The sequence below is a fragment of the Paracoccus cavernae genome (genome assembly GCF_042430175.1).
GTDB lineage: Bacteria > Pseudomonadota > Alphaproteobacteria > Rhodobacterales > Rhodobacteraceae > Paracoccus > Paracoccus cavernae.
The window spans coordinates 448,827-467,500 of record NZ_JBHMDZ010000001.1; the positions used below are offsets into that span (position 1 = coordinate 448,827).

General features: G+C 64.5%; 15 protein-coding genes. 4 read left to right on the forward strand and 11 right to left on the reverse strand.

Translation table 11 applies throughout. The features are described from left to right. The first annotated feature begins 36 nt into the window (after nt 1–36). Together denD and ACFFUC_RS02235 are read left to right on the forward strand one after the other, a co-directional pair. Nucleotides 37–1,011 carry a D-erythronate dehydrogenase gene (gene denD / locus ACFFUC_RS02230; RefSeq protein ID WP_377683103.1) on the forward strand — a complete coding sequence of 325 codons (975 nt, stop codon included), beginning with the start codon at nt 37–39 and terminating at the stop codon, nt 1,009–1,011. Then, the gene (locus ACFFUC_RS02235; protein ID WP_377683105.1) at nt 1,008–1,742 is read left to right on the forward strand and encodes an SDR family NAD(P)-dependent oxidoreductase; all 735 of its coding nucleotides are present in this window, start codon (nt 1,008–1,010) and stop codon (nt 1,740–1,742) included. The genes denD and ACFFUC_RS02235 overlap by 4 nt, the downstream gene beginning before the upstream one ends. A 70-nt stretch (nt 1,743–1,812) precedes the next feature. Here ACFFUC_RS02235 and kduD read toward each other — a convergent pair whose 3' ends face one another. Both kduD and ACFFUC_RS02245 read right to left on the reverse strand, forming a co-directional pair. Then, nucleotides 1,813–2,535: a 2-dehydro-3-deoxy-D-gluconate 5-dehydrogenase KduD gene (gene kduD, locus ACFFUC_RS02240; RefSeq protein ID WP_377683106.1), complete on the reverse strand. Its 723-nt coding sequence runs from the start codon at nt 2,533–2,535 to the stop codon at nt 1,813–1,815. A 95-nt stretch (nt 2,536–2,630) separates the two neighbouring features. Next, nucleotides 2,631–4,082, reverse strand: coding sequence for an aldehyde dehydrogenase family protein (locus ACFFUC_RS02245; RefSeq protein WP_377683107.1), 1,452 nt, complete (start codon nt 4,080–4,082; stop codon nt 2,631–2,633). A gap of 156 nt (nt 4,083–4,238) precedes the next feature. Here ACFFUC_RS02245 and ACFFUC_RS02250 point away from each other — a divergent pair, with 156 nt between their 5' ends. Then, entirely contained in the window at nt 4,239–4,901 is a 663-nt protein-coding gene (locus tag ACFFUC_RS02250; RefSeq protein ID WP_377683108.1) for a peroxiredoxin, read from the forward strand. Nucleotides 4,902–4,955: 54 nt separating this feature from the next. Here the strand turns inward: ACFFUC_RS02250 and ACFFUC_RS02255 are convergent, their stop codons facing one another. From ACFFUC_RS02255 to ACFFUC_RS02275, 5 genes are all read right to left on the reverse strand, one after another. Next, entirely contained in the window at nt 4,956–5,693 is a 738-nt protein-coding gene (locus tag ACFFUC_RS02255) for a glycosyltransferase family 25 protein (RefSeq protein WP_377683110.1), read from the reverse strand. Nucleotides 5,694–5,852: 159 nt separating this feature from the next. Then, entirely contained in the window at nt 5,853–7,994 is a 2,142-nt protein-coding gene (gene pnp / locus ACFFUC_RS02260; RefSeq protein WP_377683112.1) for a polyribonucleotide nucleotidyltransferase, read from the reverse strand. A gap of 102 nt (nt 7,995–8,096) precedes the next feature. Next, nucleotides 8,097–8,366, reverse strand: coding sequence for a 30S ribosomal protein S15 (rpsO, locus tag ACFFUC_RS02265; RefSeq protein ID WP_377683114.1), 270 nt, complete (start codon nt 8,364–8,366; stop codon nt 8,097–8,099). A gap of 199 nt (nt 8,367–8,565) precedes the next feature. Beyond that, nucleotides 8,566–9,513, reverse strand: coding sequence for a calcium-binding protein (locus ACFFUC_RS02270; protein ID WP_377683116.1), 948 nt, complete (start codon nt 9,511–9,513; stop codon nt 8,566–8,568). A 151-nt stretch (nt 9,514–9,664) separates the two neighbouring features. After that, a complete protein-coding gene (locus ACFFUC_RS02275) occupies nt 9,665–11,701 on the reverse strand; it encodes an oxidoreductase (RefSeq protein ID WP_377683606.1) in 2,037 nt (678 codons plus the stop codon). Nucleotides 11,702–12,140: 439 nt separating this feature from the next. Here ACFFUC_RS02275 and ACFFUC_RS02280 point away from each other — a divergent pair, with 439 nt between their 5' ends. Then, a complete protein-coding gene (locus tag ACFFUC_RS02280) occupies nt 12,141–13,562 on the forward strand; it encodes a cyclopropane fatty acid synthase (protein ID WP_377683117.1) in 1,422 nt (473 codons plus the stop codon). Here the strand turns inward: ACFFUC_RS02280 and ACFFUC_RS02285 are convergent. The 4 genes from ACFFUC_RS02285 to ACFFUC_RS02300 form a co-directional block, all read right to left on the reverse strand. After that, entirely contained in the window at nt 13,559–14,872 is a 1,314-nt protein-coding gene (locus tag ACFFUC_RS02285) for an alpha/beta fold hydrolase (RefSeq protein ID WP_377683119.1), read from the reverse strand. The two genes, ACFFUC_RS02280 and ACFFUC_RS02285, sit on opposite strands and share 4 nt — an antisense overlap. A 96-nt stretch (nt 14,873–14,968) precedes the next feature. Beyond that, the gene (lpdA, locus tag ACFFUC_RS02290) at nt 14,969–16,357 is read right to left on the reverse strand and encodes a dihydrolipoyl dehydrogenase (RefSeq protein WP_377683121.1); all 1,389 of its coding nucleotides are present in this window, start codon (nt 16,355–16,357) and stop codon (nt 14,969–14,971) included. Nucleotide 16,358: 1 nt separating this feature from the next. Then, complete coding sequence (locus ACFFUC_RS02295) at nt 16,359–17,654, reverse strand: dihydrolipoamide acetyltransferase family protein (protein ID WP_377683122.1); 1,296 nt, start codon at nt 17,652–17,654, stop codon at nt 16,359–16,361. 1 nt (nt 17,655) lies between these two features. Next, nucleotides 17,656–18,672, reverse strand: coding sequence for an alpha-ketoacid dehydrogenase subunit beta (locus tag ACFFUC_RS02300; RefSeq protein ID WP_377683124.1), 1,017 nt, complete (start codon nt 18,670–18,672; stop codon nt 17,656–17,658). Nucleotides 18,673–18,674 lie beyond the last annotated feature (2 nt).

Below are 18,674 nucleotides of genomic sequence, written 5' to 3' on the forward strand. Positions count from 1 at the left end.
CGCCACAGCAGTTAAACACAAGGGATTGAAGCAAAGATGAACATCCTCATTCTTGGCGCGGCTGGCATGGTCGGGCGTCGTCTGACCAAGAAACTCATCGCCGACGGCGCGCTTGGCGGCACCGCGATCAACCGCATCACCACCTTCGACGTCTTCCCGTCGGAAATCCACAGCGACACGATCCGCATCGAGGATATCGCGGGCGACATCGCCGATCCGACCACGATCGAAAGCCTGATCGCCGACCGCCCCGACGTGATCTTCCATCTGGCCGCCATCGTCTCGGGCGAGGCAGAGGCCGATTTCGACAAGGGCTACCGCATCAACCTCGACGGCACCCGCCTGCTGTTCGAAACCATCCGCCAACAAAAGGACTATCGCCCGCGCGTGGTCTTTACCTCGTCGATCGCGGTCTTCGGCGCACCCTTCGAGGACAAGATCTCGGACACGTTCCTCAGCGCGCCGATGACCAGCTACGGCACGCAAAAGGCGATTGGCGAGCTGCTGCTGAACGACTATTCGCGCCGTGGATTCTTCGACGGCATCGGCATCCGCCTGCCCACGATCGTCGTGCGTCCGGGCAAGCCGAACAAGGCGGCCTCGGGCTTTTTCTCGGGAATCATCCGCGAGCCGCTGGCCGGTCTCGAGGCGATTCTGCCGGTCGACGACAGCGTGCGTCACTGGCTGGCCTCGCCCGATGCGGCGGTGGGCTTTCTGCTCCATGCGGCGACGATGGACCTCGCGCCCGTCGGGCCGCGCCGCTGCCTGAACATGCCGGGGATCTGCCTTTCGGTCGGCGAAATGATCGAGGGCCTGCGCGCCGTCGCCGGTGACGAGGTCGTCGCCCGCATCAAGCGTCAGCCCGACGAGACCATCCGCACCATCGTCTCGGGTTGGGCCGAAGATTTCGACCCCGCCCGCGCGATCGAGCTGGGCTTCACCGCCGATGCCGATTTCCAAAGCATCGTGCGCGCCCATATCCGCGACACCCAGGCGGGGAAAAAGGCATGAACCAGATTGATCTGAAAGGCCGCCATGCCGTCATCACCGGCGGCGCGCAGGGCATCGGCTTCGCCACCGCCGCCCGTTTTCTCGCCAGCGGGGCCGAGGTCGTCCTGTGGGACGTGAACGGCGATGCGCTGGCGAAAGCCGTGGCCGAACTGGGCGCGGGCGCAAGCGGCGTGACGCTGGATCTGACCGACGAAGCGGCGGTTTCGGCTGCGGCCAAAGCGGCGGGCACGGTCGATATTCTCGTCAACAACGCCGGCATCACCGGCGGCAATGCCAAGACCTGGGATCTTGATCCGGCCGTCTGGCGTCAGGTCATGGCCGTCAACCTCGAGGCGCCGTTTCTGACCTGCCGCGCGCTGGTGCCGGGGATGATCGCGCGCGGATATGGCCGCATCGTCAATATCGCCTCGATCGCGGGCAAAGAGGGCAACCCCAATGCCGCGCATTACTCGGCCTCGAAGGCGGGGGTCATGGCGCTGACGAAATCGCTCGGCAAAGAACTGGCGGGCACCGGCGTCATCGCCAATGCCGTCACGCCTGCCGCCGCCCGCACCCCGATTTTCGACCAGATGAGCCAAGAGCACATCGACTATATGCTGTCGAAAATCCCGTTGAACCGCTTCCTTGAAACCGAGGAAATCGCGGGCATGATCGCTTGGCTCTCGTCCGAGGAATGCTCGTTCTCGACCGGCGCGGTCTTCGACATCTCGGGCGGCCGCGCAACCTATTGATGCCTTTCGGCCCTGCCGCGTTACAGCGGCGGGGCCGGACCTCGCGCGGCGTGTATCGCGCGGTAGCCGCTTAACGCGCCAACCATCCCCCATCGACATTCAGAACCGCGCCGTTGACGTAATCCGAAGCCGGAGCGGCAAGGAAAACCGCAGCCTGTGCGATATCCTCGGGGCGACCCCAGCGACCGGCGGGAATGCGGGCGCGGATCGCCTCGGCGCGGGTGGCGTCCTGATGGAGCGGGCGGGTGTTCGGCGTCTCGATATAGCCCGGCGCGATCGCATTGACGTTGATGCCGTGGGCCGCGAGCTCGTTCGCCAAGAGCTTGGTGATCCCCGCGACGCCGTGTTTCGCGGGCGTATAGGCCCCGACCTCGACCCCGCCCTGAAAGGACAAAAGCGAGGCGATATTGACGATCTTGCCCGAGCCGCGCGGCAGCGCCGCCTTGGCGAAAGCCTGCGCGGTGAAAAACACCGATTTAAGGTTGAGATCCATCACGTCGTCCCAGTCTTTCTCGGTCACATCCAGCGCCTTCGACCGCCGGATCGTGCCCGCGTTATTGACCAGAATGTCGATCCGACGTGCCGCAAACACCTCTTGTGCGGCCATGGGATCGGACATTTCGATGCGCAATTCCTCGCCCTTGGTCAGGGCCACGGTTTCGGCGCAGCTCGAGCGGCCCGCAGCGATCACATGCGCTCCCGCCTGCGCCATGGCGACCGCAATCGTCTGACCGATGCCGGAATTCGCGCCGGTCACCAGCGCCACTTTGCCCGCGAGCGAAAAGGGAGTCATCGCATTCTCTCGTACAGGGGCCGCATCCATCATGGCGGCGGTCGAATGAAAAAGGCCGCCAGTTGTGCTGGCGGCCCGTTGGTCTTCGCGGCTTCTCAGGCTTCGGTATCCCAGCCCGAGATCTGCTTGCTGTCCATGAACTCTTCGATGCCCCAGACGCCGCCCTCGCGCGCGCGACCCGAGGCTTTGACGCCCCCGAAGGCCGAGCCGCGGCCGCGGCTGACGCCGTTCATCTCGACCATGCCGGCACGCAGTTTGCGCGCCAGACGGTTGCGGCGCGCGCCGTCCTGACTTTGGACATAGTTGGTCAGGCCGTAGATCGTGTCGTTGGCGATCGCGACGGCCTCCTCTTCGGTGTCGAAGGGGATGATCGACAGGACGGGGCCGAAGATTTCCTGACGCGCGATGGTCATGTCGTTGTTCACATCGGCAAAGACCGTCGGACGCACGAAATAGCCGCGGTTCACGCCCTCGGGCAGGCCGGTGCCGCCTGCAACCAGACGTGCACCCTCGTCGATGCCCGCCTGAATGAGGCCTTGAATCTGGTCCCACTGGCGCTTGCTGACAACGGGGCCGATATGGCGGCCGGGCTGGTGCGCCGTGGCAACCGCGGTTTCCTCGGCGACCTTTTTGGCGATCTCGACGGCTTTGTCGTAATAGGAACGCTCGACCAGCATCCGCGTCGGCGCGTTACACGACTGGCCCGAGTTATAGAACACATGCCGCGTGCCGCGCAGAACGGCCTTTTCATCGGCATCGGCGAAGACGAGGTTCGCACCCTTGCCGCCGAGTTCGAGCATGACCTTCTTCACGGTATCGGCTGCCGCTTTGGTGATCGCGATACCGGCGCGGGTCGAGCCGGTGAAAGAAATCATATCGACATCGGGATGGGTCGAAAGCTGCGTGCCAACGCCCGCGCCATCACCGTTGACCATGTTGTAAACGCCCGCGGGCAGACCCGCCTCGTCGATGATCTCGCTCCAGACCATCGAAGAAAGCGGCGCGATTTCCGAGGGTTTCATCACGATCGTATCGCCCGCCAGAAGCGCGGGAATGACCTTGAGCGTGACCTGGTTCATCGGCCAGTTCCAGGGCGTGATCAGGCCGACGACGCCGACCGGCTCCCATGCGACCATCGAGCTGGGCGATTGCGGACCCAGCGGGCGGATGAATTCGAAGCTCTTGAACGCCTCGATGAAGTTCTCGATGTGGTAGGTGCCCGCCTCGGTCTGGTCATTGAGCGACATATCGGCAGGCGCGCCCATCTCGTGGCTGATCGCCTCGGCCATATCGGGCGCGCGGCGCTTGTAGACCTCGAGGATCTTCTCGACATGTTTCAGGCGCTCGGCCGGAGCGGTTTCCGACCATGCGGGAAAAGCGGCTTTCGCGGCGGCGACTGCGGCATCGGTATCGGCCTGATCCCCGAGCGAGATCACCGCGACGGGCTCCTCGGTCGAGGGATCGATCACGTCCAGATCATTCGGCGTGACCGGATCAACCCATTGCCCGTTGATGTAGAATTTGCGCTTGTCGGCAAGACCGGACATTCGCTGCCCCCCTGTTTTCAATCGGCGACAGGTTGGCACCCAATGCCGCGCAACGCAAGCAGCAGAGAATTTTCTTGCTGCTTCGCGGCGAAGGAGAGACTGGCAATCATGCGCCCGATCTTTATGTTAACGCCAGACCTACAGAGGAGAGGACCAATGTCCCTGCGCATCAACGATATCGCGCCCGATTTCACCGCCAACTCCACCGAAGGCGAGATCCGTCTGCACGACTGGATCGGCGACAGCTATGCGATCCTGTTCTCGCATCCGCGCGATTTCACGCCGGTCTGCACCACTGAATTCGGCGCGGTTGCCCAGCTCGTCCCCGATTTCGAGAAGCGCAACACCAAGGTTCTCGGTGTCTCGGTCGACAGCGTCGAGGATCACGCAAAATGGAAGCGCGACATCGAAACCGTCGCCGGCACCCCCGCGAATTTCGCGATCATCGACGACACTTCGCTGGCCGTCGCCAAGGCCTATGACATGCTGCCGGCGGAGTTCTACCTCCCGACCGAAGGCCGCACCCCTGCCCATTCGGCGACCGTGCGCACCGTTTTCATCATCGGGCCGGACAAAAAGGTTCGTCTGACCATGACCTATCCGATGTCGGTCGGCCGCAACTTCGCGGAAATCATCCGCGCGCTCGACGCGATCCAGACGACCGACGGCGTGCCGCTGGCCACCCCCGCGAACTGGGTTCCGGGTCAGGACGTGATCGTGGCGCTGGCGCTCGACGACGCGGCGGCCGAGGCGAAATACGGCGCTCTCGACAAAAAGCTGCCCTATCTGCGCTTTGCCAAAGACCCGAAAAACGGGTGATCCACACGAAAGGGCCGTCATTGACGGCCCTTTTCCGTTGCGCCTTTTAGCGCCTTAACGCCCGACCGGCCGCGACAGCTTGCGCCGCAGCAGGCAGCGCCAATACTCTGACCGCAGATAACGCATCGGATCCTTGCCGAGACGTTTGGAAACCGTGCTGCGGCCCGCATCAAGATGCGACGGCCCCACGCCGGGCGGATTGTGCAGGACCACGCGCGGCACGATCAGTTCCGCCCCGAACTCGTACAGATCGATCGGCCAATCCGCGACAAAACTGACCGGAGTCGCCGCCGCCAGAAGATCCTCGGCCCCGTGGCGCGAGATGGAATAGCCCGAAGTCAGCGTCGCCCTTTGCGCCGCGCGGTAAGCGCACCAGCGGCCCAGAGCGCGCTTTTGCCACAAGAGCGCGCGTCCGAAACGATAATCCAGCAAAGCGATCCGCGCCACGCGGTGATGGCCCGCTTGCAGGAAAGCCGCGAAATCGGGGGTCAGGATCGCATCATCCTCGAGCACGACGGCGCCCGAGAGCCCCTCGTCCAGCACGGTTTGATAGATCTGGCGATGCGACAGGGCACAGGCGAATTCGGCATCGACCATCGCATAGCCCAGACGTTTCGAGGCAGCTTCGCGGTCGATCAGCGCAAGGCAATGCTCTTGCAGGCCACGCCGCCCGTCCACGCCAAGAATGATGCGCCATTCAAGACCCGCTTCCGCAAGTTGGTCCAGCAAAGGCTGGCGGCGCTGCTCGTCGCCGGCCAGCGACAGGATGAAAATTGGCCAATCATCTTGCATCAGGGCAATCCGCCAAGATTGAATTCAACCATCACGTCTATGCCATAGATTGCAGAAGACAAGAATAATAAAGCTCACGCGCCTTCTGTTCGGACGACGAGTGGGTTCCTATGAAAAAGGCCCCGCGATGCGGGGCCTTTCCAGTCAAAAGGTCGGCGATTACTCGGCCTGGTCTTCTTTTTTCGGCTCGGCGATTTCTTCGCCGGTTTCCTGATCGACCATCTTCATGCCGAGACGGACTTTGCCGCGGTCGTCGAAGCCAAGCAGTTTGACTTTGACTTCCTGACCCTCTTTGAGGATCTCGTTCGGATGGGTCAGGCGCTTGTTGGCGATCTGGCTGACGTGGACCAGACCATCGCGCTTGCCGAAGAAGTTCACGAAAGCGCCGAAATCGACGAGTTTCACGACTTTGCCGGTGTAGACTTTGCCTTCTTCCGGCTCTGCCACGATCGAATAGATCATGTCGTAAGCCTTCTTGATCGAATCGGCATTGGCCGAAGCAATCTTGATGACGCCGTCGTCGTTGATGTCGACTTTTGCACCCGAAACTTCAACGATTTCGCGGATGACCTTGCCGCCCGAACCGATCACTTCACGGATCTTGTCGGTCGGGATGGTCATGGTCTCGATGCGCGGAGCATGAGCCGAGAATTCGTTGCGGCCTTCGGTCAGCGCATTGGCCATCTCGCCGAGGATGTGCATCCGGCCGTCTTTGGCCTGAGCCAAAGCCTGCTCCATGATCGCGGGCGTGATGCCTGCAACCTTGATGTCCATCTGCAGCGAGGTGATGCCGTTCGACGTACCCGCAACCTTGAAGTCCATGTCGCCGAGGTGGTCTTCGTCGCCGAGAATGTCGGTCAGGACCGCCCATTTCTCGCCTTCGAGGATCAGACCCATCGCAACGCCTGCCACCGGAGCTTTCAGCGGAACGCCCGCATCCATCATCGCCAGCGAGCCGCCGCAGACCGAAGCCATCGAGGACGAACCGTTCGATTCGGTGATCTCGGAGACGACGCGGATCGTGTAGGGGAAGTCGGTCGCAGCCGGCAGAACCGCCTGAAGCGCGCGCCATGCCAGCTTGCCGTGACCGATTTCACGACGGCCCGGCGAACCCACGCGGCCAACTTCGCCAACCGAATAGGGCGGGAAGTTGTAGTGCAGCAGGAAGTTCGAACGCGAATTGCCGTGCAGCGCGTCGATGATCTGTTCGTCGTCGCCGGTGCCGAGCGTGGTCACGACCAGCGCCTGCGTTTCACCGCGGGTGAACAGCGACGAACCGTGGGTGCGCGGCAGAACGCCGACTTCGCTCACGATCGAGCGCACGGTCTTGTTGTCGCGACCGTCGATGCGTGCGCCGCCATTGATGATGTCGCCGCGCAGGATGCCCGATTCCAGCTTCTTGAGCGCGGAACCAAGGTTCGCATCGGCCAGATCCTCTTCCGAGAGACCGGCTTTGACTTTGGCTTTCGCCGCTTCGACCGCATCGTGACGGGCCGCTTTGTCGCGGATGCCGTAGGCTGCGCGCATATCGGCTTCACCGATGGCGGCAACGCGGGTGTAAAGCGCGGAATAGTCCGGCGATTTGAACTCGAAGGGCTCTTTCGCGGCGTCTTCGGCAAGCGAGATGATCAGGTCGATGACCGGCTGCATCTGCTCGTGGCCGAATTTGACGGCGCCCAGCATTTCCTCTTCGGTCAGCTCGTAGGCTTCCGATTCGACCATCATCACGGCGTCTTTGGTGCCGGCGACAACCAGATCGAGGCGCTGCTCGGGGTTGTTGCGCAGATGGTCCATGTCCTGGACTTCGGGGTTCAGCACATAGGCGCCGTCGACGAAGCCGACGCGTGCCGCACCGATCGGGCCCATGAAGGGAACGCCCGAGATGGTCAGCGCAGCCGAAGCGGCGATCATGGCGACGATATCGGGATCGTTGACCAGATCATGCGACAGCACGGTGCACATCACCAGAACTTCGTTTTTGAAGCCCGGAGCGAACAGCGGACGGACCGGACGGTCGATCAGGCGCGCGGTCAGCGTTTCCTTTTCGGAAGGACGTGCCTCGCGCTTGAAGAAGCCGCCCGGAATCTTGCCGGCGGCATAGTATTTTTCTTGGTAGTGAACGGTGAGCGGGAAGAAGTCCTGGCCGGGCTTCGGTTCCTTCGCAAAGGTCACGTTCGCCATGACGCTGGTTTCACCCAGCGTCGCGATGACCGAGCCATCCGCCTGACGGGCGATTTTGCCCGTTTCCAGCGTCAGGGTCTCTTGGCCCCACTGGATCGATTTTTTCACTTCATGAAACATCGGTTATCCTTTTCGACGCGGCCCCTGCCACGTCATGCAGCATCCAGCCCCATTGCCGGACGCGTAAAAGAAACGCGCCCCGCGAAGGGGGCGCGTAGCGTCTTAGCGGCGCAGACCCAGCTTGCCGATCAGCGCGGTGTAACGCGCTTCGTCTTTGCCCTTGAGGTAGTCCAGAAGCTTGCGGCGGGTTGCAACCAGCTTCAGCAGACCACGACGCGAGTGGTTGTCTTTTTTGTGGGTTTTGAAGTGCTCGGTCAGAGCGACAATACGGGTGGTCAGGATTGCGACCTGAACTTCCGGAGAGCCGGTATCGCCTTTCGCCGTAGCGAATTCGGTCATGACGCGGGCTTTTTCTTCAAGAGTGATCGACATCGGGATCTCCTTTCGGATTAGAGAAAAATCAGGCTCCGGCCGGGATGTCGTCCAGCACGGGTCCGCAGAAACCGCCGGATTCGTGCCGACGGATGGTGGCCTATAGCCAGAATCGCCAAAAATTGGAAGACTTTTTATGCCAATGCCCTCCGGAGCGGCAGAAGGATGCGCAAGCATCAAGCATCGCCCCCGACCGGGCCTATGGGCTGCGCGCCAGCCGCGTCACGATGACATCACGCGGATCGACCATCGCGCCATTCTGCAAACGACCGACTGCCGCCCCGTCGACGCGGATCAGGGTCATGCCGTCGCCGTCGCGCTCGAAACGGATCTCGGGGCGCGCGCCGTCGGCAAGGCCTTCGATGCGGATTTCCAGCCGGTCCTCGCCGGGGGTGAAATCGCCGATCACCGGCACCGTGGTCCCCGGTTCGGCCAGAAGGACAAAGAGATCGTCGCCGGCACCGCCTTCGGCAAAATCGCCATCGCGTGCATGCAGCGTATCCTCGCCCGCTCCGCCATGCAGCCATGCCCGCGCCGGATCGGACGAGCCGATCAGCAGGTCGTCGCCGTCATCGCCGCTCAGATCATCCTCGCCCGGACCGGCGATCAACGTGTCGTTTCCGGCGCCGCCCGACAGATAATCATTGCCCGCCCCCCCTTCGAGGCGGTCGTCCCCCTCGCCGCCGAACAGGGTATCGTCGCCCGCACCGCCGGTCAGCCGGTCGTTGCCGCCATTTCCGGCCAGCATGTCGTTGCCCGCGCCACCGTCGAGCAGATCGTCCCCGCCCGGGCCGTAATCGCCGTCGCCATGGATCCAGTCGTCGCCCGCGCCGCCGTCGAGCGTGTCGTTGCCCTGACCGCCGAACATGTCGTCACGCCCGTCACCGCCGAACAACGCGTCATTGCCGCCGCTTCCGGCAAGCCAGTCGCCCTGAGCCGAGCCCGAGATGGTTTCGCCCGCGACACCAGATTCGCCGCCGCCATCACCATCTTCCCCATCACCGGAGGGCTCACCCTCGCCGTCGCCCTCGCCGTCGCCGTCCTCGGGATCCCCGTCCCGCAGATCCTCGTCATCGCCGGCCTGCGCGATCGCGTCCAAAGCGATTCCGGCCAACAACAGACAGATAATTCCGCCGACCATCAGCATGGCGACCCCATTCAAAGCGAGCAATGACACAAATATACCCGCTTTACGGGAAACGGCGATGAATTCGTTAGGAATGAGTTAACTGCCGGACGACGGGAGCGTGCCCCGCGTCCGGCGATCTGCCCACCGATCCGCCTTGATCGCCTGCGCCTCAGATATGCAGGCCGAAACGCAAAGCATCATAGATCGCGGCATGGATATTGCGCGCCGCCACAGCATCGCCGATGCGGTAAAGGACAAAGCCGCCTTCGGGGTTGCGTGTCTCGAAGGGATTTCGCCCCTGCAAAAGCGCGCCGTAATCGACCGCACCCAAATTGCTGCTCTGCGGTTTGAGGTCGAAATAGACATCCTCGAGCGGCAGCGTCCCGCATTCTGCAAAGATCTGGTCGGCCTCGCGGCTTTCGCTGTGCTCCGCATGGAAATCCGAGCCGAAATGTGCCGCGATCCCGTTGCCCGCGCGCTCGATCGCGGCCAGCCGCGTGTTGATCGTCACGCGCACCTTGTTGCGGTGGAAGGCGCGCATATAGGGGACGTGGTTCATGCCGCCGATCTCGGGGGCAAGGCTGCGCTCGGGGGTGACCAGCTCGACCTCGGCACCGGCATCCGCGGCGATTTCGGCGGCCGTCATTCCCGCATGGCCCGCGCCGTCATCCCAGATCACCACCCGCCCCGAGGGCTTGATCGCGCCCGAGATCAGATCCCAGCTCGAGATCGCAAGCTCGCCACCCGCGACCGGCAGATCGGGCGGCATGCCTCCGGTCGCGATCACCACGGCATCGGGGCGGGCGGCGATGATCTCGTCGGCTTCGGCGTAATGGTTGGTGTGGATGGTGACGCCCAGACGCTCCAGCTCTTCCAGCCTCCAGGCGATGATCCCGTGCATCTCGCGCCGGCGCGGCAGGCGGGTCAGCAGATTGACCTGACCGCCGGCCTCGTCCGCAGCCTCGTAGACGGTAACGTCATGACCGCGTTCGGCGGCGACGCGCGCGGCCTCGAGCCCGCCCGGACCCGCGCCGATCACGATGACCTTCTTGCGCGTGGCGGCTTTGGGGATGTCGTGGGGCATCGTCTCTTCGCGCCCCGTCGCGGCGTTATGGATGCACAAAGCGCCGCCGCCCTCATAGATGCGGTCGAGGCAATAGGTCGCGCCGACACAGGGCCGGATGCGGTCCTCGTCGCCCGAACGGATCTTTTTCGCGATATGGGGATCGGCAATATGCGCGCGGGTCATGCCGACCATATCCAGCTTGCCCGCCGCAATCGCATGGCGCGCGGTCGCGACATCGGGGATGCGGGCGGCGTGGAACATCGGCAGACCGCTCGCCTGCCGGACCTCTCCGGCGAAATCGAGATGCGGCGCCGAGGCCATGCCCTGAATCGGGATCACATTGGTCAGCGCGGCATCGGTGTCGATATGGCCGCGGATGAGGTTCAGGAAATCGACCTTGCCGCTGCCCGCAAGCCTGCGGCTGATCTCGAGCCCGTCCTCGCGGTCAAGCCCGTGTTCAAGCTGCTCGTCGGCGACCAGACGCAGGCCGACCAGAAAATCCGGCCCGCAATTGGCGCGGATCTCGTCCAGAACGCGCCATGTAAAGCGCAGCCGGTTGTCCAGATCGCCACCCCATTCATCCTCGCGTTTGTTGGTCGCGGGCGACCAGAAACTGTCGAGCAAATGGCCGTAAGCCTCGAGTTCGATCCCGTCGAGCCCCGCCTCCTGCATCCGCGCGGCGGCGGTACCGTAATCGGCGGCGATCCGGTCGAGATCCCAATCCTCCATCGCCTTGGGAATCGAGCGGTGGGCCGCCTCGCGCACCGCGCTGGCCGACAGGACCGGCAGCCACTGGTTCGAGGCGAAACCGCCGCGCCGCCCCAGATGCGTGAGCTGGATCATCACCGCGCAGCCCATCTCGTGGCAGTCGTCGGTCAGCGCGCGCATCCACGGGATGATCGCATCGTCATAGGCGTGAAGGTTCCCGAAAGCCGACGGACTGTCCGCGCTGACCAAGGCCGAGCCCGCCGTCATCGTCAAGGCGATCCCGCCCCGCGCCTTTTCGCGGTGATAAAGCCGGTAGCGGTCCTTGGGCATGCCCTCTTCGCCGTAGGCCGGTTCATGCGAGGTCGACATGATGCGGTTCTTGAGCGTCAGATGCTTGAGCTGATAGGGCTGGAACAACGGGTCGTTCGTGATCTTGGACGATGTCATTTTCTGGCTCTCTCGTGGCGGCTAAAGCCATGAAACGGAAGCGGCACCGCTGCCGCAAGCCCCCGCCTTTCGTCTCAGCCAAAGATATGACGGCGCCGCCCGCTTTGCCCGTACACAAGGCAGGGCCGTGCCGGTGGCGGGCTGGCCTGCCCATGCCGGCTGCACTCGCGCGCGGAGGACGGCTCGGGGGCGGACTCATCGGCCCGTGCTTGCCCCGCAAGTCACCCGAAAGACGGGTGAAAGCCCGAAAAAGGGAACTTTGGCGCGGCTGGGGAATTTTTACCTGCGACATTGCGCCACACGGCCTTGCACGCGGCATGGATCGCGACCGCCCGCATTCGGGAGCGACCGCAAAGACCCGCGCCGCATCAGGCCCCCGCGGATCTGCCACGGGCCGGAGCCGCGACCACGAGCAGGAGTGATGATGAACACGATATTGCGCTCGTTTCTGGAAAAGACCGTCACCACGGGCAATCTGACGCTGCTGGGCTGCCAAGGCGACCGCTTCACCATCGGCGACGGCACCGGCGCGCCGATCACCCTGCGCTTCAAATCCGCTGCCGCCGAACGTGCGGTCGCGCTCGATCCCGCGCTGAAGCTGGGCGAGTGCTATATGGAGGGCGAGATCGATTTCGAGACCGGCACGGTCTACGACCTGATCATGCTGATCTACCGCAATGCCGGCCGCCAGCTGGTCTCGGCTCCGTGGATGCGCGCGCTCGAACATCTGCGCATCGCCTGGCGGCGGTTCCACCAGCTCAACACCCGCATCCGCGCCAAAGGCAATGTCCAGCGCCATTACGACCTCTCGGCCGATCTCTACCGCATGTTTCTTGATCCCGACATGCAGTATTCCTGCGCCTATTTCTCGAATCCCGACATGGGTCTGGCCGACGCCCAGCTTGCAAAGAAACGCCATATCGCGGCCAAGCTGCTGCTGCGCGAGGGGCAGGATGTGCTCGATATCGGCTGCGGCTGGGGCGGGATGGGGCTCTATCTCGCGCGCGTCGCGGGGGCGGATGTCTCCGGCGTCACGCTGTCGGTCGAACAGCTCGCCGTAGCGGAGCGCCGCGCCCGTGCCGAGGCGCTGGCGGAGCGCGTCGATTTCCGGCTTCAGGATTACCGCGACATCACGGAAACATTCGACCGCATCGTCTCGGTGGGCATGTTCGAACATGTCGGCATCAACCATTACGACACCTTCTTCCACAAGGCCGCCGCGATGCTGCGGCCGGGCGGGGTCATGCTGTTGCACACGATCGGGCGCGCCGATCCGCCCGGCGCGACCAATCCCTTCATCCACAAATATATCTTCCCCGGCGGCTATATCCCCGCTTTGTCCGAGGTCATGCATTCCGCCGAGAAATCGGGCCTGATCGTCACCGATGTCGAGATCCTGCGTCTCCATTACGCCGAGACGCTGAAGGCTTGGCGCGAGGCCTTCATGGCACGCCGCGACGAGGCCCGCGCGCTTTACGACGAGGCCTTCTGCCGGATGTGGGAATTCTACCTTGCAGGAAGCGAAGCCAGTTTCCGCGAAGGCGGCCTCTCGATCTTCCAGCTCCAGCTGGCGCATCGGGTGGAGGACGTCCCGATCACCCGAGACTATATGCTCGAAGAAGAGGCGCGCCTCGGCCAGCGCGAGGTGGTGAACGGCATCCCCGCCCCCGCCTGGCCCGAGGATTGGCCGGATGGTCGAGACAAGGGCCCTGCCCCCGCAGCGCCCGTCGCGGGTGACGGGCAGTTGACGCTTGGCGAAGCGCCGGTTCCCGCCCGCCCGAGCGCCGCCAATGCCGACAACGCCTTGGGCCGCGAGGGGCGCAAGGCCTCTGCGAACGGGGCCTAAAGGCGGCTGAACGCGTTGGTTCCGGCCAGATCATCCTCCATCGCGAACAGCCGTTCGAGCACGCGCGGCGAGGCGCGCAACCCGTTATGCTCGAACTCGTTCGTCAGCCACAGACGGACATTCCCGAGGCCCTTGGCAGTGCGCAAGGACAGGCCCTGATCGACATACATATCGTCGGTATAGACCGCCGCCGCCACCGGAACCTCGTTCGCGGCCAAACGCGCGCGGTCGTAAAGCGGCGCGTCCAAAGGCATCCGCGCAAGCGCCTCGGCGGCCTGCGCAAAGGGCCGAAGGGCGCGGATCTCGTCGAACATCCACGGATAGATCATCTCGCCGGTCAGCATCAGCGGACGACACGCCGCGTCGAAGGCCGGAAACTCGGACAGGACACGTTCGGCCGCCCAATCGGTCGCCTGACCGTCTTGCGCATAAATCGCCTCGTGGATCGCGCCGAACAGCGGGTTCTGCTCGAAGCCCGTCGCCTCGCGGACGGAGGCCAGAAAACCGTCCGAAAGCCCGCCGTCAGCCGCGAAAGCCTCGTCCAGAAGCCAATGCAGGCTCTCGAACCCGTCAGACATGCCAAGCCCCATGCCAAGGTATTGCAACCGCCGCAGGCTGAGCCGGTCACCGTCGGGCAAGCGGACATCGGTCGATGCCACAACATCCGCAATCCGGTCGAGGATCGCCTGATCCTGCGGATAGCGCGCGTGATAGATGCGGTTCTTTTCGAGGGTGCGGGGATAGGTGTGGCGGTAGATCTCGGCCGCAGAAGCGTCGATCCCCGCCAGTCCACCGGTGACATAGCAGGCCGACAGCGCCTCGGGGGCGTGGGAGAGATAGCTCAGCGTCAGGAAGCCGCCATAGCTTTGCCCCAACGTCGCCCATTTGCGCCCGCCAAAAAGGGTTTTCCGGATATGTTCGGCATCGCGGATGATGCTGTCGGCACGGAAATGCGACAGGTAGCGCCCGCCTTCCGCGCCCCCCATCGCGCCGATCATCCGGCCTTGCACCGGCGAAGACCGCCCCGTGCCGCGCTGGTCGAGAAACAGGACGCGGTAGCGTTTGAGCGCGACCGCCAGCCATGACGGCGCGCCGCCTGCGGGACGCGGCGATTTACCCCCCGGCCCGCCCTGAAGATAGACCAGAACCGGCAGATCCTTGTCCTTCTGCCCGACTGCCGCGACCTCGCGCGCGAAGACGCGGATCGTCGCGCCCCCGGGGGCGGACCAGTCAAGCGGGACGGTGACGGTATGGTCACGCAGGCAAAGGCCGGGGATGCGGTATTCGGGGGTGCTTTCGGCAGCGGACATGGCGGCTTTCCGGTGGTGGGTTTGCCCCGCCATAACGCAGACGCGCGGGAATGTCGAAACTCCCCGCGCGCCTTTCGTCGGTCGTGGCCGTCGCGGCTACAGATGCAGCCCGCGGTCCAGCGCCTTGAGACAGGCCTCGTGCAAGGCCTCGCCGCGGGTCGGATGGGCGTGGATCGTGCCGATGACATCGCCCAGACGCGCGCCCATTTCCAAGGCGAGCGCGAAGCCTGCGGCCAATTCGGAAATCCCCGCGCCGACGGCCTGGATGCCGAGGATTTCCTCGTTGTCCTTGCGGGCGACGACGCGGATGAAACCATCCTCGCGCGCGGCAGTCATGGCACGGCCGTTGGCGGCAAAGGGGAATTGGCCGGTGATGACCTCGTGCCCCGCCGCCTGCGCCTCCGTGGCCGACAACCCGACCGAGACGATCTCGGGGTCGGTGAAACAGACCGCCGGAATGGCCCGGTGATCCCATGCGCGGCGGTGCCCCGCGACGATTTCCGCGACCATCTCGCCCTGCGCCATGGCGCGATGGGCAAGCATCGGCTCTCCGGTGACATCGCCGATCGCAAAGACCCCGCGCATCGAGGTCCGGCAATGGTCATCGACCGCAAGGTAAGGCCCGTTCATCGCCAGTTGCAGCGCCTCGATCCCCGCCTCGCGCGACAGGGGACGCCGCCCGACGGTGACCAGGATCTTCTCGGCCGCGATCTCGATGGCGGCATCGGTGACGGCGACGCGCAGCGCGCCCTGATCCGACAGACCGCCCGCGCGCGCGCCGGTCATGACCTTGATCCCCAAAGCCAGCAGGCGCTGCGCCACGGGACGGGTCAGCTCGGCGTCATATTGCGGCAGGATGCGCGGTCCGGCCTCAAGCACCGTCACCTCGGAGCCGAGCTTGGCGAAAGCCGTGCCCAGCTCCAGCCCGATATAGCCGCCGCCGACCACGGCGAGGGTTTTGGGCACTTCGGTCAAAGTCAAAGCCTCGGTCGAGGAAATCACCCGCCCGCCGAAGGGCAGCGGCGGCAACTCGACCGGCGCGGAGCCGGTAGCCAGAACCACGGCCTCGGCGCGCACCAGAACCGGCCCCTCGGGGGTGTCGACCAGCGCGGTCTTGCCGTCGCGCAGCGTCGCCGTGCCGGTGATCAGCCGCGTGCCCGCCTTGCGCAGCAGGGTCGAGACGCCATTGTTCAGGCGCTCGACAATGCCGTTTTTCCAGCCGACCGTCGCGCCCAGATCAACCGAGGCGCCTTTGGCCGAAATCCCCATCTCGGGCGCGGCGGAGAGCGTGGTGATGCGGTGGAATTCATCGGCGGCATGGATCAGCGCCTTCGACGGGATACAGCCCATATTGAGGCAGGTCCCCCCCGGCGGCTGCGGATCGACGATGATCGTATCGACCCCGAGCTGGCCCGCGCGGATCGCGCAGACATAGCCGCCGGGGCCGGCACCGATCACCAGAAGGCGGCAGGAAATCTCGCGCATCTCAGGCCTCCACGAAGATCAAAGCAGGGGTTTCCAGCAACTCTTTCAGACGCTGGACAAAGACGGCCGCATCCCAGCCGTCAATGACGCGGTGATCGAAGCTACTGGAAATGTTCATCATTTTTCGCGGTTCAAAGGCGGTTCCGTTCCAGAAGGGCCGCACCGCCAGACGGTTGATGCCCAGAATGGCGACCTCGGGCGGGTTGAGGATCGGCGTCGTCGCAATCGCGCCCAAAGGCCCCAGCGAGGTGATGGTGATGGTCGAACCCGACAGCTCCTCGCGCTTGGCGCTGCCGTCGCGGGCCGCTTGGGCCAGCCGCGCGATTTCCGAGGCGGTATCGCGGACCGAAAGCGCCTCGGCATGGCGCAGGACCGGCACCATCAGCCCGTTCGGCGTCTGGGTCGCAATGCCCAGATGGACCGCGCCAAAGCGCCGCGCGATGCCTTCATCGGGCAGGTAATGCTGGTTGATTACCGGATGATCACGCAAGGCGCGGGTCAGCGCGCGGGCGATGAAAGGCAAAAGCGTGAGCTTCTGGCTCTTGTCGGCGGCATTCATCCGCGCACGCAGATCCTCGAGCGCGGTAGCGTCGACCTCCTCGACAATGGTGATCGAGGGGATCCGGTTGGCTTGCTCCATCCGCTCGGCGATGCGGCGGCGCAGGCCGATGACCTTGACCTCTTCGATGCGGTTGTCGGCGCGCGGACCGCTGGCTTGCGGCAGACCGCCCGTCGCGATGAAAGCGTCAAGGTCCTCATGGGTGATGCGACCCGCCGGACCGGAGCCGCGCACCAGACGCAGATCGATCCCGCCGTCACGGGCCCGCCCGCGCACCGAAGGTGCGGCGATCGGCCTTTCGCCCTCGGCCCGCAAAGGTGCGGTCGGCGGCAGAGAGGTCGCGGCCGCTTTCGCCTCGGCCTTCGGGGCCGGAGCAGCGGGGGCAATTGGTTCGGGCTTCGCCACTGGGGGCTCGGGAGTGGCTTCGGCTTTCGCCTCGGGCGCTTTCGCGGCAACCGGCGCGGCAGCGGTCCCGTCACCCGCGACATTGCCCGCGCCATCGACCTCGAGCCGGATCAGCTCGGCGCCGACCGCGATCTTGTCGCCCGGCGCGCCGGCCTGCCACAACACGGTTCCGGTCACCGGCGAGGGGATCTCGACCGTCGCCTTGTCGGTCATGACCGCGACCATCGGGTCGTCTTCGCGGATGGTCTGGCCGATCGCGACCAGCCATTCGGCGATTTCGGTTTCGGCGATGCCTTCGCCGATATCGGGCATGCGGATCGAATGGATTCCCATCTCAGACCTCCTCGACCAGTTCGCGCAAAGCCTCGGCCACGCGGGCGGGGCCGGGGAAATAGATCCATTCATGGACATGCGGATAGGGCGTGTCCCAACCCGCGACACGGCGCACCGGCGCCTCCAGCTGGAAGAAACATTCCGCCTGCACCTGCGCGGCCAGTTCCGCACCGAAACCCGAGGTCTGCGTCGCCTCGTGCAAAACCAGACAGCGGCCGGTTTTCTTGACCGAGGTCACGATGGTTTCCAGATCCAGCGGGACCAGCGTGCGCAAATCGATGACCTCGGCGTCGATGCCGGATTCGGCGACGGCGGCCAAAGCGACATGGACCATCGTGCCATAGGTCAGGATCGTCGCGGCCTTGCCGAAACGGCGGATGAAGGCGCGACCGAGCGGGACCTGATAATGCCCCTCGGGGACCTCGCCCAGCTCGTGGCCCTTCCACGAGCTGACGGGGCGGTCGTGATGGCCGTCGAAGGGGCCATTATAAAGACGCTTCGGCTCGAAGAAGATCACCGGATCGGGGTCGGCGATTGCCGACAAAAGCAGCCCCTTGGCGTCATAGGGGTTCGAGGGCACTACGGTTTTCAGCCCCGTGACATGGGTGAAAAGCGCCTCGGGGGACTGGCTATGGGTCTGGCCGCCGAAGATCCCCCCGCCCGACGGCATGCGGATCACCATCGGGCAGGTGAATTCCCCCGCCGAGCGATAGCGCAGACGCGCCGCCTCCGAGACGATCTGGTCGTAGCCGGGGTAGACGTAATCGGCGAACTGGATCTCGACGACGGGGCGCAGGCCATAGGCCGCCATGCCGATCCCCGCACCGACGATGCCGCTTTCGTTGATCGGCGCGTCGAAACAGCGGGTCTTGCCGTATTTGCGTTGCAGGCCGGCGGTGACGCGGAAGACGCCGCCGAAATAGCCGACATCCTCGCCAAAGACGACGACGCGGTCATCGGCACCCATGGCGGTGTCCAAAGCGTCGCGGATGGCCTCGATCATGGTCATGCTGGGCATGG